The following is a 22856-nucleotide window of genomic DNA, read 5'->3' on the forward strand; positions in this document are numbered from 1 at the left end:
TCCGTCCGCGCTTGCCCCGCTCCGGTACTGCTGCTCTGATGGGTGGCCGTGAGTGCAGCAAGCGCGACCGAAACGGTCGAAGCGGTATTCAGGATCGAGTCGGCGCGGATCATCGCCGGTGTCACACGCATCGTGAGGGACGTGGGCATCGCCGAGGAGCTCGCGCAGGACGCCCTGGTCGCCGCGCTGGAGCAGTGGCCGGAGTCGGGTGTCCCGGACAAGCCGGGAGCCTGGCTCATGGCCACCGCGAAGCATCGCGCGATCGATCTCGTACGCCGTAAGGAGACCTACGCCCGCAAGCTCGCCGACGTCGGCCGCGCGCTGGAGGACGTAGCGCCGCCGCCCGAACCGCCGGGTCCCGACGACATCGACGACGACCTGCTGCGGCTGATCTTCACCGCATGCCACCCGGTGCTCTCCACGGACGCCCGGATCGCACTCACGCTCAAGCTCCTCGGCGGACTGACCACCGAGGAGATCGCCCGTGCGTTCCTGGCCTCCGAGCCCGCCGTCGCGCAGCGCATCGTCCGCGCCAAGCGGTCGCTGGCGAGGGCGGGCGTCCCCTTCGAGGTCCCCTACGGCTCCGACCGCGCCGAGCGCCTCGGCTCGGTGCTGGAGGTCATCTACCTGGTCTTCAACGAGGGGTACTCGGCCACGGCAGGCGACGACCTTCTGCGCCCGGCGCTCTGCGAGGACGCGCTGCGGCTGGCCCGGGTACTGCAGGGCCTGATGCCCAAGGAGCCCGAAGTACACGGCCTGGCAGCGCTGTTGGAGTTCCAGGCCTCGCGCATCCCGACGAGGACAGGGCCGGCCGGCGAGCCCGTCCTGCTCGCCGACCAGAACCGCTCCCGGTGGAACCGACTGCTGATCCGCCGCGGCGTCGAGGCACTGCACCGCGCGGGCCGTGGACCGTACGCCCTCCAGGCCGCGATCGCCGCCTGCCACACGCAGGCGGTGACGTACGACGACACGGACTGGACGACGATCGCCACGCTCTACGGGCAGTTGGCGGCGCTGATGCCGTCCCCGGTCGTGGAGCTGAACCGGGCGGTGGCGGTCTCGATGGCGGAGGGCCCCGAGGCGGGGTTGGAGCTGGTCGAGGCACTCGCCGATGAACCGGCGTTGAAGGACTACCACTTGCTGCCGAGCGTACGGGGGGACCTGCTGGAGCGCGTGGGGCGTACGGAGGAGGCGCGGGCGGAATTCGAGCGGGCGGCGTCGCTCACGCGCAACGCACGGGAGAGGGAGCTGCTCCTGGAAAGGGCCTCACGCTCCGTGTCCGGTCCCTAAGCGGCCCCGGGGAAGTCCGGGCGGCGTCGCGGGCCGATGGCTGTCGCCTGGCTGCGTTGTCGTCAGTCGCCGACGCTCCGCGTGGACTCCTTCCTCCGCCTTGCCAGACTCGGCCCTCGACCCGCTCCTTCACCCACCCGGACTTCCCCGACACCGCTTAGCCTGAGGTATATGACCGAACATCAGCTCAAGCAGACGCCGTCGGCGTGGCGGCACTGCGGCCACCAGGCCCGGATGTGGCGCCAGGAGGCTGCTTCCCGACCCGGTCGGGTTCGCGCGCTGGAGACCGAAGAGCTCAAGGAGTTCGCCAACTGAGCGGGCGATAAGGTCGGACACATGTCCCGTAGCAACTCGCTGCCCCCGCCCCCACCTCCTGTCGAGATACGGGCCTGGCCCGACCGGGAGTCGCTGCTCGCCGACCGGGAGAAGGCGATGGCGGAGCTGCGCCGGCGGAGCATCGATCCGATGCGGCTGGTGCTGCTGTGGCTGACGGCGGCGGGGTTCGCTGTCGGTTGGGCCTTCGTCGTGACGATGGTGGAGACCTTCGATCAGGAGCCGGACCCGTTCAGTGTCCTGTTCGGTGCGATCCTCGGCGCCCTCGGTCTCGGGTGCATGATCCCGACCGGCCTGGTGGTCGGCCTCGGCGTCGCGCACGACGCGGAGATCCGTCAACGACTCTGGCAGTGGACCGCGTTGGACTGGGAACCGGCCAGGGACGCCCGCTTCGGCTCACCTGTGCTGAGCCTGATGTGGTTCATCCCGTCGTTCCTGCTCTGCGCGTCCGGCCTGTGGCTCTCCTTCGCTGTCCCGGCGGGCGCGAAGCCGGGCGAGGACACCGTTCCCGAGGTCATGATGCTGATGGGCCTGGGCTTCATCATGTGGCTCACGGGCCTGTTCGGCGCCGCCAAGGCGGTGAGCCACTACCGCTGGGCGGTCCGGCTGGTGGCTGCGCGCTCGGCGGCCGCGACGGCTGTTGGCGGCGCGCACCGCTGACCCGGGGGTGGTGTCATCCGATGTCCTGGCCGTCGACGAGCCGGCTCATTCCGGTGCCGGTGTGCTTACACCGGCCGCCCGATCAGCATCGTCGGAGCCCCCGCCACCCTCGTCAGGAACACCGTCGCCGCGTTCCGCCCCTTCGGCTTCACCTTGCGGCGCAGCTCCTCCGGCTCCACCGCCGAGCCGCGCTTCTTCACCGTGAGTACGCCGACCTCGCGTTCCCGTAGCAGCGCCTTCAACTTCTTCAGGCTGAAGGGAAGTTCATCGGTGATCTCATAGGCCGTGGCGTACGGCGTCGCCCGCAGTTCGTCCGCCGTGATGTACGCGATCGTCTCGTCGATCAGCCCGCCGTCCAGCTCCTCGGCGACCTCGGCGACCAGATGCGCGCGGATGACCGCGCCATCGGCCTCGTACAGGAAACGGCCGACCGCCCTGACCGCAGGGTCCGGCAGGCCGCGGCCGGTGAGTGTGCGCGGGCCTGGCAGGAGTGTCGCGCCGACCGTTCCCGGGCTCGTGCCGAACCAGAGCACCGCTTCCTTCACATCGCCGCCGTCCGAGATCCACTCCGCTTCGGCCTCGGCCGGGACGATCTCGTGCGGGATGCCCGGGGCGATCTTGAGGGCCGCGTGCGGGCGGGTGCGGGCCGCGGCGATCGCCCAGGACAGGGACGGGGAGTACGCCTCCGGGTCGAAGATCCTGCCCCGTCCGCCCCGCCGGGCCGGGTCCACGAACACCGCGTCGTGCGCGGCCGTGTCGATCTCCGTCACATCCGCGCAGCGGACCTCGATCAGGTCGGCCAGGCCCAGCGCATCCGCGTTCGCGTGTGCGACCTCCGCCGTCTGAGGGTCCCGGTCCACGGCCAGTACCTGGATGCCGGCCCGGGCGAGCGCGATCGCGTCGCCGCCGATGCCGCTGCAGAGGTCCGCCACGCTGCGCACGCCCAGCGCCGCGAAGCGCTCGGCGCGGTAGGCCGCGACGGAGCGGCGGGTCGCCTGCTCGACGCCGTTCGGCGTGAAGTACATCCGGTACGCGTCGTCCGCGCCGAACTTCGCCACCGCCCGCTGCCGCAGCCTCGCCTGCGCGAGTGCCGCCGTGACCAGGGCCGCCGGGTGCTCGCGGCGCAGCCGGGAGGCCACCGCCAGCTCCTGGGCGGGGTCGTAGTCCCGCAGGGTGGCGAGCAGGGCCTGGCCCTCATCGGTGAGCAGCGTCGAGAAGGGAACGAGATCGGTCACCCGGCCCATTGTGGGCCAGGTGGGGGATGGTGCGCGTCCGGTCGCGGTGTCGGCCCGCCGTGCGGGCTCCGCGCTGACAGGATGCGGCGCCATGCAGCTAGTACGACAAAAAGACAAAACCAGAGCACATCGGGGCCATGTGGTCCTGATCGCGCTCCTGGTCGCCGCGCTCGGTTCCGGCTGCGCGGCCGGAACCTCGGGCGGTTCGGGCAGTTCGGGCGGCGCCGAACCCGCACCGGGTCAGCAGGCGAAGGAGCAGGCCGGCCCGGCCGGCGCGCTCTCCGGGTACGTGGCGAGGGTGAAGCGCGCCCAGGCGGAGCGTGCCGTCGCCGCCAAGAAGTGGGGCCTGGCGAAGACCCCGCTGGCCGCGCCCCAGCCGCCCGCCGTCAAGCCGAAGCTCACCACCCGCAAGGGCTTCGAGGCCGAGGGCGGCGAATCCCTGCCGCCCGTCTTCACCACCGTGCCGACCCGCGACAAGGTCGTCTTCCTGACGATCGACGACGGTGCGGAGAAGGACCCCGCACTGCTGCGGATGATGAGCGAGTTGAAGATCCCGTACAGCGCCTTCCTCAGCGACTACGTGATCAACGACAACTACGACTACTTCGAGCAGATGCAGGACCGCGGCGTCTCGCTGTACAACCACACCCTCAACCACCGCTATCTGCCCGGGCTTTCGTACGCCGAGCAGAAGCATGAGATCTGCGGCCAGCAGACCAGGCTCGAGAAGCGGTACGGGACGCGGCCGAGGCTCTTCCGGCCGCCGTACGGCAACTACAACAAGAACACGCTGCGCATCGCCCGGTCGTGCGGTGTCAAGGCCGTGCCCCTGTGGGCGTCCGAGGCGTTTCCCGATCACATGGAGTGGCGGGAGTGGGACCGGGATCTGCACCCCGGCGACATCATCCTCACCCACTTCAGGGGCCGCAAGCACTGGAAGGGCAGCATGCCCGACATGATCCGGCAGGTCATGAAGACGGTCACCGGCAAGGGCTACGCCGTGGCGAAGCTGGAGGACTACGTATGAGCGGCGCGCACCGGCTGCTGGCCGGGCTGCTGGCGGCCGGTGCGCTTCTCGCCTCGGGGCTCGTGTCGGGGTGCGCGCAGTCGGTGGACCCGATCGAGCGGCTCGGACGGAAGGCCGCGCGGCAGGTCACCCCGGGCGCGGGGGCGCCGGGGCCCGCCGCCCGCAAGCGATGGGGTCTCGCGGGGCCGCTCGCCACCGCGCCGAAGCCGCCGGCGCACAGACCCTCGATGCCGTACGTGGTGAACCGGGTGCCGACCCGTCAGAAGGTCGTCTTCCTCGCCTTCGACGACGGCGCGGAGCGCGACAGGGAGTTCCTGCGGATGACCGGCGATCTGAAGCTGCCGGTCAGCATGGTCCGTACGGCAGGCCGAACCGATCTGCGCGCCCTCTCGTACGAGGGGCAGCGCGCCGAGATCTGCGGCCGGCCCCGCGGGCACACATGGCCGCACTTCCGCCCGCCGGGCGGCGCGTACAACGCGGACACGCTGCGGGCGGCGGCCGACTGCGGGGTCCGCGCGGTGGTGCTGGGGCGGGAGTACGCGGAGGGCGAACGGCTGCGTCCGGGTGACATCGTGCTCGCGCGCAGGGAGACGACGGCACGGCTGCTGCACCGTATCCAGGAGCAGGGGTACGCGGTGGCCCGCCTGGAGGATTACGTCTGACCGGGCTTTTGCGGCGTACGGAACCCGGGGCGCTCGCGCCGCGTTCTCATGCCGGGACCGGAGCGGCGACGCACCGCCGGATTGGCACTCCGCTTGACCGAGTGCTAATCGCAGTCATAGTCTCAGGTCTGGCACTCCCCACTGGAGAGTGCCAACATGGCGACGGGCAGATCCGGCACCCGCGACGACGGATCCACCTGGTCGCCACCTCAGACAGTTCACCCCGTGAGATCTCCGAAGGGGGAGGTCGGATCGTGACGACCGCCAGCTCCAAGGTTGCCATCAAGCCGCTCGAGGACCGCATTGTGGTCCAGCCGCTCGACGCCGAGCAGACCACGGCCTCTGGCCTGGTCATCCCGGACACCGCGAAGGAGAAGCCCCAGGAGGGCGTCGTCCTTGCCGTGGGTCCGGGTCGCTTCGAGAACGGCGAGCGGCTTCCGCTCGACGTTCAGACCGGCGACGTCGTGCTGTACAGCAAGTACGGCGGCACCGAAGTCAAGTACAACGGCGAGGAGTACCTCGTCCTCTCGGCTCGCGACGTTCTCGCGATCGTCGAGAAGTAGGTCGGGGGTCTGGGGGGTCCCCTCCCAGAAGACTCCGCACCCATAGTTCGCATTGATCTGCGCCCCTGGCCCCCGCGACATATGTAGCCGGGTGCCCAGGGGCGCAGTTCGTTTGAGAGGACAGAGAAGCTCCATGGCGAAGATCCTGAAGTTCGACGAGGACGCCCGTCGCGCCCTCGAGCGCGGCGTCAACAAGCTTGCCGACACGGTCAAGGTGACGATCGGCCCCCGCGGCCGCAACGTCGTCATCGACAAGAAGTTCGGCGCCCCCACCATCACCAACGACGGTGTCACCATCGCCCGCGAGGTCGAGCTCGACGACCCGTACGAGAACCTGGGCGCCCAGCTGGTGAAGGAGGTGGCGACCAAGACCAACGACATCGCGGGTGACGGCACCACCACCGCCACCGTGCTGGCCCAGGCGCTGGTCCGCGAGGGCCTGCGCAACGTTGCCGCGGGTGCTTCCCCGGCCGCCCTGAAGAAGGGCATCGACGCCGCGGTCAAGGCTGTGTCCGAGGAGCTCCTCGCGACCGCCCGCCCGATCGAGGACAAGGCCGACATCGCCGCCGTGGCCGCGCTCTCCGCGCAGGACCAGCAGGTCGGCGAGCTCATCGCCGAGGCGATGGACAAGGTCGGCAAGGACGGTGTCATCACTGTCGAGGAGTCCAACACCTTCGGCCTGGAGCTCGACTTCACCGAGGGCATGGCCTTCGACAAGGGCTACCTGTCCCCGTACATGGTGACCGACCAGGAGCGTATGGAGGCCGTCCTCGACGACCCGTACATCCTGATCCACCAGGGCAAGATCGCCTCCATCCAGGACCTGCTCCCGCTGCTGGAGAAGGTCATCCAGGCGGGTGGCTCCAAGCCGCTGCTGATCATCGCCGAGGACGTCGAGGGCGAAGCCCTGTCGACCCTGGTCGTGAACAAGATCCGCGGCACCTTCAACGCGGTGGCCGTCAAGGCCCCCGGCTTCGGCGACCGCCGCAAGGCGATGCTCGGCGACATGGCCACCCTCACCGGTGCCACTGTCATCGCCGAGGAGGTCGGCCTCAAGCTCGACCAGTCCGGTCTGGACGTGCTGGGCACCGCCCGCCGCGTGACGATCTCCAAGGACGACACCACCATCGTCGACGGTGGCGGCAAGCACGAGGACGTCGTCGGCCGGATCAACCAGATCAAGGCCGAGATCGAGTCCACGGACTCCGACTGGGACCGCGAGAAGCTCCAGGAGCGCCTCGCGAAGCTGGCCGGCGGCGTGTGCGTGATCAAGGTCGGCGCCGCCACCGAGGTGGAGCTGAAGGAGAAGAAGCACCGTCTGGAGGACGCCATCTCCGCGACCCGCGCCGCGGTCGAGGAGGGCATCGTCTCCGGTGGTGGCTCCGCGCTGGTCCACGCCGCGAAGGTGCTCGAGGGCGGTCTCGACAAGACCGGCGACGAGGCCACCGGTGTCGCGGTCGTCCGCCGCGCCGTGGTCGAGCCGCTGCGCTGGATCGCCGAGAACGCCGGCCTCGAGGGCTACGTCATCACCGCCAAGGTGGCGGAGCTGGACGCGGGCCAGGGCTTCAACGCCGCGACCGGCGAGTACGGCGACCTGGTGAAGGCCGGCGTCATCGACCCGGTCAAGGTCACGCGCTCCGCTCTGGAGAACGCCGCGTCCATCGCCTCCCTGCTGCTCACGACCGAGACCCTGGTCGTCGAGAAGCCGGCGGACGATGAGTCCGAGGCGGGTCACGGTCACGGGCACAGCCACTGACCTTCTGCGACGTGTGAAGCCCCCGTTCCCGCTGCTCAGCGGTGGGAACGGGGGCTTTTCACGTTCTTCGGGTGAGCCGCGGGCGTGGCCTCGGCCGATCGCCGGCCTCACCCGATCGCGGAGCTCAGCCGATCGCGCCGAGCTGCCGCATCAGGCCCATGAGGTCCTCGTGCCACCAGCCCTCCTGGATCTTGTCGTCCTTGAACCGGAAGATCGTGGTGCCGGTCATGGTGCACTGCCTGCCCGTGGGCGCGATGCCCATGAAGTCGCCCTTGTGGGTGCCGGTCCAGGTCCACAGCGTCGCGACGTCGTCGCCCTGACAGATCTGCCTGTCCAGGTTGAACGTGAAGTCGAAGGCTGCGCGCCAGCTGCTGACATCGCTCCGGATGCCGTCGGATCCGACCACGGTCTTCGCTTCCTTCGCGATGTCGTGGTCGGCGTAGTCGGCCGCGAACACCTCGTCGATGGCGTCGAGGTTGCCCCCGACGGCGATCTCGTGGAAGAACCGGCGGGAAGTTGCTTCGTTCAACTGTTCGTCGCGGACCACATCGAGGTCGGTGAAGGTGGGCATCCCGTCGCAGAGCGCCACCATTTCCTGGAAGATCCGGTCGGTCTCCGGCAGCTTGGAGTTCTTCATCGCCTCTTCGTACGACGGGAATTCGACGATCTCGACGAGGTGGGACCCGTCGGAGCGGTCCTTGCCGATGAGGCTGTGGGTGGCGGTGCGCTTGCCCTTGGTCTGTTCGACCCACTGGTCCATGAGACGGTCCATCTCGTCGAACCGCTCGGTCTTGCAGTCGATTATTTGTACGAACTTCATGGTGCCTCCTGGTCTCACGGCCTGGGTGGGATGTATCCAGTTTAGTGAGATATGAGCCTTTTGCGGGTTCCGGGCCCCGGGCTGGGTGATTCAGGCGGGTGATCAGGGCCGGGCGATCAGGCCGAGATCAGGCCGAGTGGTTCAGGGCGCCGGGGTGCACCGGGTCCGCGAAGGGCAGGCCGGCCGCGAACCGCTCCACCTCGGCCAGGGCCATGTCCGTCATACGGTGCAGCTCATTGCCCAGTGAGCCCGCGACATGCGGGGTCAGCAGGACGTTCGGGAGCTCGTACAACGGTGAGTCGGCGGGCGGGACTTCGGGTTCGGTGACGTCGAGTACGGCGTGCAGACGGCCCGAGACCAGCTCCTGCAGCAGCGCGTCCTCGTCGACCAGGGAGCCGCGTGAGGTGTTGATCAGGGTCGATCCGGCCTGCATCAGCGCGAGCCGGCGGGCGTCGATCATGTGCCGGGTCGACGGGAGCTCCGGCGCGTGGACCGTGATGATGTCGCTGCGGGCGCAGAGTTCGTCGAGTTCCGTGCATACGACACCGAGCGCGACCGCCTCCGCGACGTCCACATACGGGTCGTACAGCAGAACTCGCAGGTCGAAGGGGCGCAGCAGCTCGATCACACGGCGGCCGATACGGGAGGCGCCGACGATGCCCACCGTACGTCGGTAGTTGCCGGCGCTGCTCAGCTCGCGGCGCCAACTGTGGTCGGCGCGCAGTTCCTCGTACCGCTGTGCCGAGCGCAGGACGTGTTTGCCCGCGAAGAGGATCGCGGCGAGCGTGTACTCGGCGACGGGCAGGGCGTTGGCCGCGGCGACGGAGGTCACCGCGATACCGCGTTCCCAGCAGGCGTCGGTGATGTGGTGCTTGACGGAGCCGGCGGCGTGAACGACCGCCCGCAGCCGCGGGGCCGCGTCGAGTACCTCGGCGGTGAGCGGGGGCGCGCCCCAGCAGGTCAGCAGCACATCGGCCGCGGCGAGCGCCGCCGCGACGGGGGGTGCCGGAGCGGCCAGGTCGTGGGCGATCAGGTGCGGGTCGGTGCGGGTGAGGGCGGTGAGGCGGTCGCGGTGGTGGTCGGCGAGCATATCCTCGGCGACGCCGGGGCCCATGGCGAGGAGGAGGCCGGGGCGATTGTCGGTGGCGTGGTGCATGGTGGAACTCGAGGTCCTCTCAGGTCGTTTGAGGTCACTCGGAAGATTGCGCGACCACCTCGTCGTCGTACGCGATCAGCGCCAGATCCCCGGGCACCGGGTCCGCCGGTCGGACGGCATCAGCAACACCCTTGCCGCAGGCCCTACTGCGGACCGTACTTCCGGCCTGTCCTGGACGTGATCCCGCCGAGCAGCCCGCGCGGCGCCAGCTTCACCACACCCATCAGCGCCTTGTAGCGAGGGTCCGGGACGGACAGCGTCTTCCCGTTCGCGAGATCCGCCAGCGCCGCCGACACCAGCTTGTCCGCGTCCAGCCACATCCACCCAGGGATGTTGTCCGTCCCCATCCCGGCCCGCTCGTGGAACTCCGTCCGTACGAATCCGGGGCACAGCGCCATCAGCCGTACGCCAGAGCCCGCCAGATCGCGGGCCGCGCCCTGCGTGAACTGCACGACCCACGCCTTGGAAGCGCCGTACGTCCCGCGCGGCACGAAAGCGGCCACCGACGCCACATTCACCACCCCGCCCCGCCCGCGGTCCCGCATCGTCGCCGTCGCCGCCGACGTCAGCCGCAGCACCGCCTCGCAGTGCACCTTCAGCATCATCAGCTCGTCGGCCATGGACACCTCGAGGAAGCGCCCCTTGTTGCCGAAGCCGGCGTTGTTGACCAGGAGATCCACCGGGTTCTTCCGGTCCCCGAGCCGCTTCTCGACCGCCCCGATCCCGTCGTCCTGCGACAGGTCCGCGGTCAGCACCTCGGCCTCGATGCCGTGCCGGTCGTGCAGCTCGGTGGCCTGCTCCTGCAGCCGCTTGGTGTCGCGGGCCACCAGCACCAGGTTGTGTCCCTCGGTGGCGAGTCGCCGCGCGAACGCGGCGCCGATCCCCGCGGTCGCTCCCGTAATCAGTGCAGTCGTCATAGGCGGCACGTTAGTGCCCCGTGTGTGCGTGCGGTGCACGCACCTGGCCTGCCTTCTGGCCCTTCTCCACGACCACGAACTGACCCATCATCCCCAGGTCCTCGTGGTAGAGCAGATGGCAGTGGTACATGTACGGAGTGTCAGGATCGGCCGGTCCGTCGAAGCGCATCGCGAGCTTCACGGTCATGCCGCTGGGCACGAAGACCGTGTCCTTCGCGCCGCGCAGCTCGGGCGGCGGCTCCTTGCCGTTCACCTCGAGTACGCGGAACTGCACATCGTGCACATGGAAGTTGTGCGGCACACCGTCCTCGTTGCGTACGGTCCAGGTCTCGGCCGTGCCCCGGGTGACGGTCTCGTCGATCCGGCCCATGGCCATCGGCTTGCGGTTGATGCCGGACGTCAGCAGCCCGAAGTACCGTCCGCGCACCGAGTCCTTGCCGGCCGGCACCTCCAGCTCGCCCAGCCGGCCCAGGAGCTCGGGTGAGGGGCGCAGCTTCTTGGCCGCCCGCAGTTCCAGCACGTCGAAAGTGTCGTCGCCACCGCCGAACCGCTTCTGCCAGGCGCCGCCGTAATTGTCCTGCGGGAAGCTGCGCAGCACGGTCCTCTCGCCCGGCTTCATCCGCACCACTATCTCGGCCCGCTCGCCGGGCGACAGCTGGATCCTGTCCAGCCTGTTCGCTTTCTCCAGCAGTCCGCCGTCCGTCGCAATCTGTGCGAACTCCCTGCTGTCGGAGAATCCGAAGGCGTAGACGCGCGCGGTCGAGGCGTTGAGCAGACGCAGTCGTACGAGCTCGTCGCCGACCGTCCTGTACGGGTCGAGGGTGCCGTTGACCATGGCGCGGTCCCCGAGGAAGCCGGTGTCCCGCAGCATCCCGTGCCCGTGGTCGAACTTCGCCCCGTCGAACTTCACGTCCTGCACGATGACCGGCAGATCGTCGACGCCGTACTTCTCCGGCAGCGCCAGGGCTTGCGACTTCTTGTCGTCGAGGAGGAACAGTCCAGCGAGCCCCCGCTGCACATGCTTCTCCGTCCTGCCGTGCGGATGCGGGTGGTACCAGAGGGTCGCGGCCGGCTGGTCGACGGTCCACTTCGGCTTCCAGGTCGCACCGGGAGCGACCATCTGGTGCGGGCCGCCGTCCATCTTCGCGGGCAGATGCATCCCGTGCCAGTGCACGGTGGACGCCTCGCCCAGCGTGTTCCTGACCTTCACCTCGACCTTCTCACCGCGCTTCGCGCGCAGCGTCGGCCCGAGGTAGTCCTGGCTGAAGCCCCAGGTCGGCGTCTTGTGCCGGGCTCTGAACTCCTTCTCCCCGGCCCGCATGGTCAGTTCGAAGAGACGCGTCCCATCGCTCTTCACCGTCGACTTCGCGAGCGGCGGTACGGCCAGCTCTCTGCTGAACTCCGTCGAGCCGACCGTGGACACCTTGGCGTTGGAGTAGAGGTACAGAGCACCGCCGCCGAGTGCGAGGCCGACGACGACGGCCACCGTCGTCAGGACGATGAGGACGCGCTTCAGGCGAGACATACAACGAGCGTTCCGTGGAGCGCTCGAGGCGGCATCGGGGACGGACCCCCAGCCGCCCCCCAATCAATCTCCCTGCTCTCTCAGGGATTTCCCCTATGTCCCCTGCGCGCCATGCTTGGCGACGTACTCGCGGGCCTCCCGCAGCTGCTGGGGGTGGAGCGCCTCACCCGCGGCGAGCAGGCGCGGCAGCAGCGTCCGCTCGATGGTCCCGGCCCGGAACGACAGCCCGACCGTGACGTCGTGATCCGGCCGGTGCACGATCTCGATCGCGTCACCCGCGCGGATCTCGCCGGGCTCGATGACCCGCAGATACGCCCCCGGGGCGCCGTTCTCCGTGAAGCGCCTGACCCACTGCTTCTCGCCCAGCCAGCTCGCGAACGTACGACACGGGACGCGGCCGCTCGTCACCTCGAGCACCAGGTCGGGGCCTATCCGCCAGCGCTCGCCGATCTTCGCCCCGTTCACATCGAGCCCGCTCGTCGTGAGGTTCTCCCCGAAGGTGCCATTGCTGATGGGCCGTCCCAACTCCCGCTCCCAGAAGTCGAGATCCTCGCGCGCGAAGGCGTAGACGGCCTGGTCCGTCCCGCCGTGGTGCCGCAGATCGCAGACCGTGTCCCCGACGACGCCGCTGCCTCCCTCGCCCTTGGGGCCGGGCTCCACCACCCGTACGGCCCCCTCGGCCGGCTGTTTGTCGATGGCGGTCGCGCCGCTCAGGGAGTCGGTGTAGTCGACGGTCTTCGGCCGTCCCACATTCACGGTCAGAAGCTTCATGGATCTCACGCTACCCCCAGCTCTCAAACGATCCATCCAATTATTAGCCTTCCCTCCAAGCGTCCCTTATATTCAAAAGGTGATCGAAGCCCGCCATCTCCGCGTTCTGCGCGCCGTCGCCGCCACCGGCTCGTTCTCCGCGGCCGCCCGCAAGCTGGGCTGCACCCAGCCCGCCGTCAGCCAGCAGATGAAGGTGCTCGAGACATCCACGGGCACCCCTCTGCTGATCCGTACGGGCCGCGAGATGCGCCTGACCCAGGCGGGTGAGGCGCTCGTACGGCACGCCGGGGGCATTCTCGCCGGGCTCACCGCGGCCGAGGAGGAGATCGCCGCCATTGCCGGTCTGCGGGCCGGCCGGGTCCGCCTCGTCTCCTTCCCCAGCGGCAGCTCCACGCTCGTCCCGACGGCGCTCGCAGCCCTGCGCGCGGCCCATCCGGGCACCCGCGTCTCCCTCGTCGAGGCCGAGCCGCCGCGCTCGGTGGAGATGCTGCGCGAGGGTGACTGCGATGTGGCGCTCGCCTTCCGTTACGGCGCGACGGGTGCGGAGTGGGACGACCTGGTCGTCCGCCCCCTGCTCACCGACCGTCTCGTCGGCCTGGTCCCCGAGGGGCACCGCCTCGCGGGAGCGGACACCGTCACGATCGGTGATCTGGCCGACGAGTCCTGGATCGCGGGCTGCCCGCGCTGCCGCCGCCAGCTCGTCGAGGTCTGCGAGGAGGCGGGCTTCACGCCCCGCATCGACTTCGCCACCGACGACTACCCGGCGGTGATCGGCCTGGTCGGCGCGGGTCTCGGCGTGGCGGTTCTGCCCGCGCTCGCGATGGAGTCGGTGCTGCCCAAGGGCGCGCGCACCGTGACCGTCGAGCCCTCCGTCGAGCGCGAGATCGTCGCCCTCACGCTGCCGGACCTGGCCCAGGTCCCGGCCGTCGCCGCCACGCTCGACCAGCTGACCCTGGCCGCCCCCCGCTGATCTCTGCCGCCGACGCCGACCGGCCCCCGCCCGGGGCTGGGCAGGGGTCGGTACAGGGTCGCTGCAGGAACGTTTCTTCGAACCTTTCCGGGCCCCGGGTGTCAGCCCCGCGCCGCGCCTTGCGCGCTTGTGGCCGGGATCAGCCGATGGCGTGCACGACCCATCAGCTCCTCGCGTTCGTCCTCAGTAAGCCCGCCCCACACGCCGTACGGCTCCCGAACCGCCAGCGCGTGCGCCGCGCACTCCGCGCGGACCGGGCACCTCATGCAGACCTCTTTCGCCGAGTTCTCGCGCGCACTCCGTGCAGCGCCACGCTCGCCCTCGGGGTGGAAGAAGAGCGAACTGTCCACCCCACGGCAGGCTGCGAGCAGCTGCCAGTCCCACAAATCGGCGTTGGGTCCGGGAAGGCGGGAGAAATCTGCCATAGCGCATGTCCCCTTGAAACCGTGCTGAGTGGATACAGGACAGGTCGGATCAGGCGCGATACGAGCCGGTTCCGGCACCCGTACCGTGCCCACGACCGTACATCTACGGTGTAAGTAGATGTAAATATGACTCATTGCGAATCTAGCCGCAGACACCAGCAAAGGGGAAGAAAAGCCGCTAAATGGGGCATAGCTTCCAAAAGAAAGCGGGATGACCTGCGACGCTCTCCTCTGCGCACGGCCCCTCACATAGAGTGCTGAAGGCGTCCGTCCGACCCGTAACTCTTTCGAGTGACCATCGTTGAGAGTGCGGATGCGGTTGAAAGAACAAGCGCTAGGGCACATGTCCGAGAGCGTTCAACCGCACAGGTGACGAAACGTACCCAGCCTGGAGGCTCAAGGTGACGCGCATCAGCTGCGGAGGGCGGTCATGACATCCGTCCTCGTCTGCGACGACTCCCCGCTTGCCCGAGAGGCGCTCCGCCGCGCGGTTGCGACCGTGCCCGGCGTCGAGCGCGTGACGACCGCGGCCAACGGCGAGGAAGTGCTCCGCCGCTGGGGCGCCGACCGCTCGGACCTGATTCTGATGGACGTACGCATGCCCGGACTGGGCGGCGTCGAGACGGTCCGCCGGCTGCTCTCCGCAGACCCTGGTGCGCGGATCATCATGCTGACGGTCGCCGAGGATCTGGACGGTGTCGCGCTCGCGGTCGCCGCCGGCGCCCGGGGCTATCTGCACAAGGACGCCTCGCGCGCCGAACTGCGGGCGACGGTGACCCAGGCGCTCGCCGACCCGACGTGGCGGCTCGCCCCGAGGCGACTTCGTTCGGCGGAAATGGGCGCCGCGCCGACGCTCACCGCGCGTGAGATCCAAGTGCTCGAAGGTATGAGCCACGGCCGGTCCAACGCGGAGATCGGGCGCGAGCTCTTCCTCTCCGAGGACACGGTGAAGACGCACGCCAGGCGGCTTTTCAAGAAGCTGGGCGCCTCGGACCGGGCGCACGCCGTCGCGCTCGGATTCCGCTGGGGCCTGGTCCGCTAGGTCCGCGCGAGTGGGTCGCCGCGAGGGTACGACGCACCCCGCCCGCCATCCGGTGGGCGGGGCGACGGACGGCAGGGGGCATCCGTTTCCCTCGCGATGCCGCATCCTTGAGGTGTGGAGTTCCTCGGGGACAAGTCGGTCGAGCGGGAGGGGAGGGCGCAGGAGATGAGTTCCGGCGCACCTGCTCATAACGCTTCGGTGCACAACATTGGACGCAGTGCCACGGAATCTCAGCCGCCAAGGCACCATGGACCGATGCGCGATGACGAGACCACGGTGATCGGTGCACTCGTTCACCGTGCCGTCGACGGCGACGAGCAGGCTACGCACGATCTCCTCGCGCATGTTCACCCTTTGGCGCTGCGCTACTGCCGCACCCGGCTCAGCCGGCTGCCCGGCGACGCGCGTCATTTCGTGGAGGACCTCGCGCAGGAGGTCTGTGTCGCGGTACTGATGGCGCTGCCGCGGTACAAGGACACCGGAAGACCCTTCGAGGCCTTCGTCTTCGCCATCGCCTCGCACAAGGTCGCCGATCTGCAGCGGGCGGCCATGCGGCACCCGGGATCCACGGCCGTGCCGTCCGACGAGATGCCGGAGCGACCGGACGATTCGCTGGGTCCCGAGGAGCGTGCGCTGCTGAGCAGCGACGCCGAGTGGGCCAAGAAGCTGCTCGCCAACCTGCCGGAGAACCAGCGCGAACTGCTGGTGCTGCGCGTCGCCGTGGGGCTGACCGCCGAAGAGACCGGCCAGATGCTGGGGATGTCCCCGGGCGCGGTCCGCGTCGCACAGCACCGGGCGCTCAGCCGGCTGCGGGCGCTGGCCGAGCAGTGAGTCGCGGCGAGCCGTGAGTCTTACGGCATGTCCCGTACGTAACCCCATGCGTAACCCCGTACGAACGCACAAAGCTGCTCGCTGATCTTGATCGTGGAATGAGACGGCTGCTGAGCCCGTTAGCATGGACATCCGCACCGATCAAGGCCATATGGGGAAGGTGTCATGACCAACGTCGACGGAGTGCCCGAGAAATTCGCGACACTCGGGCTGACCTACGACGATGTGCTGCTGCTGCCGGGCTCGTCGGACATGGCGCCCGACCAGATCGACACCTCCTCGTACATCTCGAAGAACGTACGGGTGAAGATCCCGCTGCTGTCCGCGGCGATGGACAAGGTCACCGAGGCCCGCATGGCCATCGCCATGGCCCGCCAGGGCGGCGCCGGTGTGCTGCACCGCAATCTCTCCATCGCCGGCCAGGCCAACCAGGTCGACCTGGTCAAGCGCTCCGAGTCCGGCATGGTCACCGACCCGATCACGGTGAACCCGGACGCGACGCTCGGCGAGGCCGACCAGCTGTGCGCGAAGTTCCGGATCAGCGGCGTCCCGGTGACCGACCGCGGCGGCAAGCTGCTCGGCATCGTCACCAACCGCGACATGGCCTTCGAGTCGGACCGTACGCGCCAGGTGCGCGAGGTCATGACCCCGATGCCGCTGGTCACCGGCAAGGTCGGGATCTCCGGCGTGGACGCCATGGAGCTGCTGCGCCGCCACAAGATCGAGAAGCTTCCGCTGGTCGACGAGACCGGTGTGCTCAAGGGCCTGATCACGGTCAAGGACTTCGTCAAGGCCGAGAAGTACCCGAACGCCGCCAAGGACCGGGAAGGCCGGCTGCTCGTCGGCGCGGCCGTCGGCGTCGCGGGTGACGCGTACGAGCGGGCGCAGGCGCTGATCGAGGCGGGCGTCGACTTCATCGTGGTGGACACCGCGCACGGACACTCCCGGCTGGTCGGCGACATGGTCGCCAAGATCAAGTCGAATGCCTCGGGCGTCGACGTCATCGGCGGCAACATCGCCACCCGCGACGGCGCGCAGGCGCTGATCGACGCCGGTGTCGACGGCATCAAGGTCGGTGTCGGACCGGGCTCCATCTGTACGACCCGTGTGGTCGCCGGCATCGGCGTTCCGCAGGTCACAGCGATCTACGAAGCCTCCCTCGCCGCCAAGGCGGCCGGCGTCCCGGTCATCGGCGACGGCGGCCTGCAGTACTCCGGCGACATCGCGAAGGCGCTGGTCGCGGGCGCGGACACGGTGATGCTCGGCTCTCTGCTCGCGGGCTGCGAGGAGTCGCCGGGCGAGCTGCTCTTCATCAACGGCAAGCAGTTCAAGTCGTACCGCGGCATGGGTTCGCTGGGTGCGATGCAGACCCGTGGCGAGCAGCGTTCCTTCTCGAAGGACCGCTACTTCCAGGAGGGCGTCGCCTCCGACGAGAAGCTGGTGCCCGAGGGCATCGAGGGCCAGGTGCCCTACCGCGGTCCGCTCTCGGCGGTCGTGCACCAACTGACCGGCGGACTGCGGCAGTCGATGTTCTACGTCGGCGGGCGGACGGTGCCGGAGCTGCAGGACCGCGGCCGGTTCGTACGCATCACATCGGCGGGGCTCAAGGAGAGCCACCCGCACGACATCCAGATGACGGTCGAAGCACCGAACTACAGCAGGAAGTAGCGCGGCCTTCGGCGAGGGGCGGCCCCGGGTTCCCGGGGCCGCCCCTCGCGCATGTGTCGGGGATACTGGAACCGCAGACGTAGAGGGAAAGGCCACACATCGTGACTGAGATCGAGATCGGGCGCGGCAAGCGCGGCCGCCGGGCGTACGCGTTCGATGACATCGCCGTCGTACCGAGCCGGCGTACGCGGGACCCGAAGGAGGTCTCGATCGCCTGGCAGATCGACGCCTACCGCTTCGAGCTGCCGTTCCTGGCCGCTCCGATGGACTCGGTGGTCTCTCCGCAGACCGCGATCCGCATCGGTGAGCTGGGCGGTCTCGGCGTGCTGAACCTCGAGGGTCTGTGGACCCGGTATGAGGACCCGCAGCCGCTGCTCGACGAGATCGCCCAGCTCGACGAGGACTCCGCGACCCGTCGTCTGCAGGAGATCTACGCGGCCCCGGTCAAGGAGGACCTGATCGGGCAGCGGATCAAGGAGGTGCGCGACTCGGGTGTGGTGACAGCCGCCGCGCTCTCGCCGCAGCGCACCGCCCAGTTCTCCAAGGCCGTCGTGGACGCGGGCGTCGACATCTTCGTCATCCGCGGTACGACGGTCTCCGCCGAGCATGTCTCGGGCGCCGCCGAGCCGCTGAACCTCAAGCAGTTCATCTACGAACTCGATGTGCCGGTCATCGTGGGCGGCTGCGCCACCTACACGGCCGCGCTGCATCTGATGCGTACGGGCGCTGCCGGTGTCCTGGTCGGCTTCGGCGGCGGCGCCGCGCACACCACGCGCAACGTGCTGGGTATCCAGGTTCCGATGGCGACCGCTGTCGCCGATGTGGCCGCGGCCCGCCGGGACTACATGGACGAGTCCGGCGGCCGGTATGTCCACGTCATCGCGGACGGCGGAGTGGGCTGGTCGGGCGACCTGCCGAAGGCGATCGCCTGCGGCGCGGACGCGGTGATGATCGGTTCCCCGCTGGCCCGCGCGACGGACGCGCCGGGCAAGGGGCACCACTGGGGCATGGAGGCCGTCCACGAGGATGTGCCGCGCGGCAAGTTGGTGGACCTGGGCATCGTGGGCACCACCGAGGAGGTCCTCGCCGGTCCCTCGCACAGCCCGGACGGGTCGATGAACTTCTTCGGCGCGCTGCGCCGGGCGATGGCGACGACGGGCTACAGCGAGCTCAAGGAGTTCCAGCGCGTCGAGGTGACGGTGGCGGACTCGCAGCACCGCCGCTGATTCCTGTGCGTACGGAAGGGGCCCCGCACCGGGTGGTGCGGGGCCTCTTTGCGCGCGTGGATGCAGGCGTTGATCAGGCGTTGGCCTTCTTGGCGCCCGCGAACGCGGCGGCCGCGCTGATGGCGAGGAAGACGTACGTCATACCGTCCGCGGCTTCGCTCCACGCATCGGTCAGCGTGCCGAAGTTGTCGAGGAAGATGTCGGCGAAGGCAGTGTCCGTGGTCTTGCCGAGGATGACCGCGATGGCGACCAACTGCCCCAGGTACACGGCCGGGAGCGCGAGCAGCGCGCTGACGAAGGGCAGGACCGGGTTGCGGCCGCCGATCTTGGCGGCGGCGAAGCCGATCAGGAAGCCGACGCCGATGGCCGCGTAGCCGACCTCGCGCTCGATGGCACCGCCGAGGGCGCCGTACGCCCCCGCGCCGACCAGTGCGGCGACGACGGCGACGACTATGCCGAGGACGACGTTGTCACGGACCGGCGCCGGGGGCGGTGCCGGGGCGTACTGGGCGTCGGCGTCGGCTCCGGCGAACGGGTTGCCGGACGGCGGTGGCACAGGCTGGCTCATGTGGAAATCCCCCAGGGACGAATGCGTCGCACGACCGTGCGAGCGGAGATCCCGGAGACTAGCAGCCGGGTCCGACAGCTCGGCAGTGAGAAATCGACTGCGGGCAGGGCTCAGAGCCGATGCGCCGCACCCGCCGGTGTCGCTCCCCTTGTGTCGAACAGGAGTTGGGCCTTGACCGCGAGTCCCTGGAGGTCGTACGTGCGGTGGTGCTGGAGCAGCACCGTCAGATCCGCGTTGGCGGCGGCCTCGTAGAGGGAGTCCGCCCGGGGGACCGGCAGATCGCGTACGCGCCAGTCGAGGACGTGCGGGTCGTGATAGCTGACGGCCGCTCCGAGGTCCATCAGACGGCGGGCGACCTCGGTCGCGGGGGAGCTCTCCAGATCGGCCAGGTCCGGCTTGTAGGTGATGCCTAGGAGCAGCACGCGCGCGCCGCGGGCCGATTTGCCGTGTTCGTTGAGGAGGGTGGCGCAGCGCTGGATCACGTACTGCGGCATCCGGGTGTTGATCTCCTGGGCGAGGCCGACCATACGCAGGGGGTGGCCGGGGGTACGGCCGGTGTGGGGGAGGCAGTTGGGGTCCAGGGCGACGCCGTGACCGCCGACGCCGGGTCCCGGGCGGAAGGCCTGGAAGCCGAAGGGCTTGGTCTCGGCGCAGCGGATGACGTCCCAGAGGTCGACGCCGAGGTCGTGGCAGAGCACCGCCATCTCGTTGACCAGGGCGATGTTGACGTGCCGGAAGTTCGTCTCGAGGACCTTGACGGTCTCCGCCTCGCGCGGTCCGCGCGCGCGGACCACCTTGTCGGTCAGACGGCCGTAGAAGGCGGCGGCCGACTCGGTGCAGGCGGGGGTGAGGCCGCCGATCACCTTGGGGGTGTTGGCGTAGCCGTGTGTGCGGCTGCCGGGGTCGACGCGGCTGGGGGAGTAGGCGAGATGGAAGTCGCGGCCGGCCCGCAGGCCCGAGCCCTCTTCGAGGAGGGGGCGGAGGAAGTTCTCCGTGGTGCCGGGCTGGACGGCCGATTCGAGCAGCACGGTGGTGTGCGGGCGCAGCCGGGCGGCCAGCGTCCGGGTGGCTTCGGCGACCGCGGTGAGGTCGAGGTTGCCGTCCGCGCCGAGGGGGGTGGGGGCGCAGATGACGGCGGTGCGTACGCGGCCGAGTTCGGCCGGTGCGGTGACGGTCCGGAAGCCCCCCGAGAGCATCCGGCGGATGTCGGCCGGGGTGATTCCCGCGGCCGGTTCCGTGAGGTGGCGCGGGTCGGTGTCATAGCCGATGGTCTCGATGCCGACGGCCACGGCCGCCTGGGCGAGGGGCAGGCCGAGGTGACCGAGTCCGATGACGGCGAGATCTGCGGGCATGGCGTTGACCGTCCTTCCCATAGCCGGAGGGGACAGAGAGCGCAAGCCCTGTGGGCAGAATGAGCGTGCGCAATGTCAGACTAGGCGTAAATATGACCGATATGCCGCATTGCAAGCCCGTGGCTGTCCGAGTGTTATCCACAGGCGGTGGCTGAAGTCGCCGAGTGCGGACAGAATCGATGGTGTGAGCCCGACCGCAGGGGACACACGGGGGCGACGGGAGGCAACAGTGAGGACAGCGACACTGGGACCCGCGGAGCGCGCCGAGGCGCTCGCCGCGATGGCCGAGCGTGAACTGGACATGCTGGTGGTGGGCGCGGGCGTGGTCGGAGCCGGGACCGCGCTGGATGCTGCAACACGCGGGCTCTCGACCGGGCTCGTCGAGGCGCGGGACTGGGCATCGGGCACATCGAGCCGGTCGAGCAAACTGATCCACGGCGGGCTGCGCTATCTGGAGATGCTGGACTTCGCGCTCGTACGGGAAGCGCTGAAGGAGCGCGGGCTGCTGCTGGAGCGGCTGGCGCCGCATCTGGTGAAGCCGGTGCCCTTCCTGTATCCGCTGAAGCACAAGGGCTGGGAGCGGCTGTACGCGGGATCGGGCGTCGCGCTGTACGACGCGATGTCGCTCTCGTCGGGGCACGGGCGCGGACTGCCCGTTCACCGGCATCTGTCGAAGCGGCAAGCGCTGAAGGTGGCGCCGTGTCTGAAGAAGGACGCCCTGGTCGGGGCGCTGCAGTACTACGACGCCCAGATGGACGACGCGCGCTATGTGGCGACGCTGGTGCGGACGGCGGCGAGCTACGGGGCGCAGGTCGCGAGCCGGGCCCGGGTGATCGGCTTCCTGCGGGAGGGCGAGCGGGTCGTCGGGGCGCGGGTGCTGGATGTGGAGGGCGGCGGGGAGTACGAGGTCCGGGCCAAGCAGGTCGTCAATGCCACGGGGGTGTGGACGGACGACACGCAGGCGCTGATCGGGGAGCGCGGGCAGTTCCATGTGCGCGCCTCCAAGGGTATTCATCTGGTGGTGCCGAAGGACCGGATCCACTCCGCGACCGGGCTGATCCTGCGGACCGAGAAGTCGGTGCTGTTCGTCATCCCCTGGGGCCGGCACTGGATCGTGGGGACGACGGACACGGACTGGGACCTGGACAAGGCGCATCCGGCCGCGTCCAGTGCGGACATCGACTATCTGCTGGAGCACGTGAATTCGGTGCTGGCCGTGCCGCTCACGAGGGACGACGTCCAGGGGGTGTACGCGGGGCTGCGGCCGCTGCTCGCCGGTGAGTCGGATGCGACGAGCAAGCTCTCGCGCGAGCACACGGTGGCGCATCCGGTGCCGGGGCTCGTGGTCGTCGCGGGCGGCAAGTACACGACGTACCGCGTGATGGCGAAGGACGCGGTGGACGAGGCGGTGCACGCGCTCGACCAGCGGGTCGCCGACTGCGTCACGGAGAACGTGCCGCTGGTGGGAGCCGAGGGCTACGGCGCGCTGTGGAACGCGCGGGCGAGGATAGCGGCGCGGACGGGGCTTCATGTGGTGCGCGTGGAGCATCTGTTGAACCGGTACGGCTCGATGGTCGAGGAACTGCTGGCGCTGATCGCCGACGACCCGAAGCTCGCTGAGCCACTGGAGGGTGCGGAGGACTATCTGCGCGCCGAGATCGTCTACGCCGCCTCGCACGAAGGTGCGCGGCACCTCGACGACGTACTGACCCGGCGGACCCGGATCTCGATCGAGACCTTCGACCGGGGGACGCGGAGTGCGCGGGAGTGCGCCGAGCTGATGGCGCCGGTGCTGGGCTGGGAGAAGGAGCAGATCGAGAAGGAGGTCGAGCACTACGAGAAGCGGGTGGAGGCGGAACGCGAGTCGCAGCGGCAGCCGGACGACCTGACGGCGGACGCGGCGCGGCTGGGGGCGCCGGACATCGTGCCGATCTGAGCCCAGGTGCCGCACGGCGCTCTGTGGTGCGGTCCCGTGCCGTCGGCCCTGAGCGTCCTGAGCGTCCTGAGCGCCCTGAAGGTCGCGAACCGGCGGAAATAGGCTTTGGAGACGGCTGGTTCG

22 protein-coding genes are annotated in these 22856 nt (G+C 69.4%); 13 read left to right on the forward strand and 9 right to left on the reverse strand.

Going from position 1 to position 22856, the window contains the following annotated elements:
* Positions 1-42 precede the first annotated feature (42 nt).
* The 3 genes from SLUN_RS24210 (at position 43) to SLUN_RS24215 (ending at position 2283) form a co-directional block, all read left to right on the forward strand.
* On the forward strand, positions 43-1290 hold the full coding sequence (locus SLUN_RS24210) for an RNA polymerase sigma factor (RefSeq protein ID WP_371413843.1): 1248 nt from the start codon (positions 43-45) through the stop codon (positions 1288-1290).
* Positions 1291-1461: 171 nt separating this feature from the next.
* Positions 1462-1605 (forward strand): hypothetical protein, encoded by a 144-nt coding sequence (locus tag SLUN_RS39580; protein ID WP_159100314.1) that lies wholly within the window; start codon positions 1462-1464, stop codon positions 1603-1605.
* A gap of 21 nt (positions 1606-1626) precedes the next feature.
* Positions 1627-2283, forward strand: coding sequence for a hypothetical protein (locus SLUN_RS24215; RefSeq protein WP_108151592.1), 657 nt, complete (start codon positions 1627-1629; stop codon positions 2281-2283).
* Between the two features lie 65 nt (positions 2284-2348).
* On the opposite strand, the gene SLUN_RS24220 is transcribed toward SLUN_RS24215, so the two are convergent.
* Positions 2349-3527, reverse strand: a complete 1179-nt coding sequence (locus tag SLUN_RS24220) for a THUMP-like domain-containing protein (RefSeq protein ID WP_108151594.1) — start codon at positions 3525-3527, stop codon at positions 2349-2351.
* An 82-nt stretch (positions 3528-3609) separates the two neighbouring features.
* On the opposite strand from SLUN_RS24220, the gene SLUN_RS24225 reads away from it, so the two are divergent.
* The 4 genes from SLUN_RS24225 (at position 3610) to groL (ending at position 7526) form a co-directional block, all read left to right on the forward strand.
* Positions 3610-4545, forward strand: coding sequence for a polysaccharide deacetylase family protein (locus tag SLUN_RS24225; RefSeq protein WP_108151596.1), 936 nt, complete (start codon positions 3610-3612; stop codon positions 4543-4545).
* Positions 4542-5207 carry a polysaccharide deacetylase family protein gene (locus SLUN_RS24230; protein ID WP_108151598.1) on the forward strand — a complete coding sequence of 222 codons (666 nt, stop codon included), beginning with the start codon at positions 4542-4544 and terminating at the stop codon, positions 5205-5207. The genes SLUN_RS24225 and SLUN_RS24230 overlap by 4 nt, the downstream gene beginning before the upstream one ends.
* Before the next feature lie 254 nt (positions 5208-5461).
* Entirely contained in the window at positions 5462-5770 is a 309-nt protein-coding gene (gene groES / locus SLUN_RS24235; protein WP_108151600.1) for a co-chaperone GroES, read from the forward strand.
* A gap of 133 nt (positions 5771-5903) precedes the next feature.
* Entirely contained in the window at positions 5904-7526 is a 1623-nt protein-coding gene (groL, locus tag SLUN_RS24240; protein WP_108151602.1) for a chaperonin GroEL, read from the forward strand.
* A gap of 124 nt (positions 7527-7650) precedes the next feature.
* Here the strand turns inward: groL and SLUN_RS24245 are convergent, their stop codons facing one another.
* The 5 genes from SLUN_RS24245 to SLUN_RS24265 form a co-directional block, all read right to left on the reverse strand.
* Complete coding sequence (locus SLUN_RS24245) at positions 7651-8346, reverse strand: ester cyclase (protein ID WP_108151604.1); 696 nt, start codon at positions 8344-8346, stop codon at positions 7651-7653.
* Positions 8347-8473: 127 nt separating this feature from the next.
* Positions 8474-9502, reverse strand: a complete 1029-nt coding sequence (locus tag SLUN_RS24250) for a hydroxyacid dehydrogenase (protein WP_108151606.1) — start codon at positions 9500-9502, stop codon at positions 8474-8476.
* Between the two features lie 143 nt (positions 9503-9645).
* Positions 9646-10419, reverse strand: coding sequence for an SDR family NAD(P)-dependent oxidoreductase (locus SLUN_RS24255; protein WP_108151608.1), 774 nt, complete (start codon positions 10417-10419; stop codon positions 9646-9648).
* A gap of 10 nt (positions 10420-10429) precedes the next feature.
* Positions 10430-11944, reverse strand: a complete 1515-nt coding sequence (locus tag SLUN_RS24260; protein WP_108151610.1) for a multicopper oxidase family protein — start codon at positions 11942-11944, stop codon at positions 10430-10432.
* A gap of 93 nt (positions 11945-12037) precedes the next feature.
* The gene (locus tag SLUN_RS24265) at positions 12038-12715 is read right to left on the reverse strand and encodes an MOSC domain-containing protein (protein WP_108151612.1); all 678 of its coding nucleotides are present in this window, start codon (positions 12713-12715) and stop codon (positions 12038-12040) included.
* A 79-nt stretch (positions 12716-12794) separates the two neighbouring features.
* Between SLUN_RS24265 and SLUN_RS24270 the strand changes: the two genes are divergently transcribed.
* Positions 12795-13685, forward strand: a complete 891-nt coding sequence (locus SLUN_RS24270) for a LysR family transcriptional regulator (protein ID WP_108151614.1) — start codon at positions 12795-12797, stop codon at positions 13683-13685.
* Between the two features lie 101 nt (positions 13686-13786).
* On the opposite strand, the gene SLUN_RS24275 is transcribed toward SLUN_RS24270, so the two are convergent.
* Positions 13787-14110: a WhiB family transcriptional regulator gene (locus SLUN_RS24275; protein ID WP_108151616.1), complete on the reverse strand. Its 324-nt coding sequence runs from the start codon at positions 14108-14110 to the stop codon at positions 13787-13789.
* Between the two features lie 430 nt (positions 14111-14540).
* Between SLUN_RS24275 and SLUN_RS24280 the strand changes: the two genes are divergently transcribed.
* The 4 genes from SLUN_RS24280 to SLUN_RS24295 all read left to right on the forward strand — a co-directional run bounded on the left by SLUN_RS24280 (position 14541) and on the right by SLUN_RS24295 (position 18877).
* Positions 14541-15152 (forward strand): response regulator transcription factor, encoded by a 612-nt coding sequence (locus tag SLUN_RS24280; protein ID WP_003948568.1) that lies wholly within the window; start codon positions 14541-14543, stop codon positions 15150-15152.
* A 255-nt stretch (positions 15153-15407) separates the two neighbouring features.
* Positions 15408-15983, forward strand: coding sequence for a sigma-70 family RNA polymerase sigma factor (locus SLUN_RS24285; RefSeq protein ID WP_108151618.1), 576 nt, complete (start codon positions 15408-15410; stop codon positions 15981-15983).
* 165 nt (positions 15984-16148) lie between these two features.
* On the forward strand, positions 16149-17651 hold the full coding sequence (guaB, locus tag SLUN_RS24290; protein ID WP_108151620.1) for an IMP dehydrogenase: 1503 nt from the start codon (positions 16149-16151) through the stop codon (positions 17649-17651).
* A 101-nt stretch (positions 17652-17752) separates the two neighbouring features.
* Positions 17753-18877 (forward strand): GuaB3 family IMP dehydrogenase-related protein, encoded by a 1125-nt coding sequence (locus tag SLUN_RS24295; RefSeq protein WP_108151622.1) that lies wholly within the window; start codon positions 17753-17755, stop codon positions 18875-18877.
* Positions 18878-18950: 73 nt separating this feature from the next.
* Here the strand turns inward: SLUN_RS24295 and SLUN_RS24300 are convergent, their stop codons facing one another.
* The gene (locus tag SLUN_RS24300) at positions 18951-19445 is read right to left on the reverse strand and encodes a hypothetical protein (protein ID WP_108151624.1); all 495 of its coding nucleotides are present in this window, start codon (positions 19443-19445) and stop codon (positions 18951-18953) included.
* Positions 19446-19555: 110 nt separating this feature from the next.
* Positions 19556-20797, reverse strand: coding sequence for a nucleotide sugar dehydrogenase (locus SLUN_RS24305; protein WP_108151626.1), 1242 nt, complete (start codon positions 20795-20797; stop codon positions 19556-19558).
* Positions 20798-21026: 229 nt separating this feature from the next.
* Here SLUN_RS24305 and SLUN_RS24310 point away from each other — a divergent pair, with 229 nt between their 5' ends.
* On the forward strand, positions 21027-22733 hold the full coding sequence (locus SLUN_RS24310) for a glycerol-3-phosphate dehydrogenase/oxidase (RefSeq protein ID WP_108151628.1): 1707 nt from the start codon (positions 21027-21029) through the stop codon (positions 22731-22733).
* Positions 22734-22856 lie beyond the last annotated feature (123 nt).

The organism is Streptomyces lunaelactis (assembly GCF_003054555.1).
Classification (GTDB): domain Bacteria; phylum Actinomycetota; class Actinomycetes; order Streptomycetales; family Streptomycetaceae; genus Streptomyces; species Streptomyces lunaelactis.

Bases quoted from the DNA above. Each gene is read 5' to 3' on its own strand.
- SLUN_RS24230 (WP_108151598.1), top strand. From the start codon at position 4,542: ATGAGCGGCGCGCACCGGCTGCTGGCCGGGCTGCTGGCGGCCGGTGCG.
- SLUN_RS24305 (WP_108151626.1), bottom strand. From the start codon at position 20,797: ATGCCCGCAGATCTCGCCGTCATCGGACTCGGTCACCTCGGCCTGCCC.
- groL (WP_108151602.1), top strand. From the start codon at position 5,904: ATGGCGAAGATCCTGAAGTTCGACGAGGACGCCCGTCGCGCCCTCGAG.
- SLUN_RS24265 (WP_108151612.1), bottom strand. From the start codon at position 12,715: ATGAAGCTTCTGACCGTGAATGTGGGACGGCCGAAGACCGTCGACTAC.
- SLUN_RS24245 (WP_108151604.1), bottom strand. From the start codon at position 8,346: ATGAAGTTCGTACAAATAATCGACTGCAAGACCGAGCGGTTCGACGAG.
- SLUN_RS24220 (WP_108151594.1), bottom strand. From the start codon at position 3,527: ATGGGCCGGGTGACCGATCTCGTTCCCTTCTCGACGCTGCTCACCGAT.
- SLUN_RS24250 (WP_108151606.1), bottom strand. From the start codon at position 9,502: ATGCACCACGCCACCGACAATCGCCCCGGCCTCCTCCTCGCCATGGGC.
- SLUN_RS39580 (WP_159100314.1), top strand. From the start codon at position 1,462: ATGACCGAACATCAGCTCAAGCAGACGCCGTCGGCGTGGCGGCACTGC.
- SLUN_RS24300 (WP_108151624.1), bottom strand. From the start codon at position 19,445: ATGAGCCAGCCTGTGCCACCGCCGTCCGGCAACCCGTTCGCCGGAGCC.
- SLUN_RS24275 (WP_108151616.1), bottom strand. From the start codon at position 14,110: ATGGCAGATTTCTCCCGCCTTCCCGGACCCAACGCCGATTTGTGGGAC.
- SLUN_RS24280 (WP_003948568.1), top strand. From the start codon at position 14,541: ATGACATCCGTCCTCGTCTGCGACGACTCCCCGCTTGCCCGAGAGGCG.
- SLUN_RS24255 (WP_108151608.1), bottom strand. From the start codon at position 10,419: ATGACGACTGCACTGATTACGGGAGCGACCGCGGGGATCGGCGCCGCG.
- SLUN_RS24260 (WP_108151610.1), bottom strand. From the start codon at position 11,944: ATGTCTCGCCTGAAGCGCGTCCTCATCGTCCTGACGACGGTGGCCGTC.
- guaB (WP_108151620.1), top strand. From the start codon at position 16,149: ATGACCAACGTCGACGGAGTGCCCGAGAAATTCGCGACACTCGGGCTG.
- SLUN_RS24225 (WP_108151596.1), top strand. From the start codon at position 3,610: ATGCAGCTAGTACGACAAAAAGACAAAACCAGAGCACATCGGGGCCAT.
- SLUN_RS24285 (WP_108151618.1), top strand. From the start codon at position 15,408: ATGCGCGATGACGAGACCACGGTGATCGGTGCACTCGTTCACCGTGCC.
- SLUN_RS24215 (WP_108151592.1), top strand. From the start codon at position 1,627: ATGTCCCGTAGCAACTCGCTGCCCCCGCCCCCACCTCCTGTCGAGATA.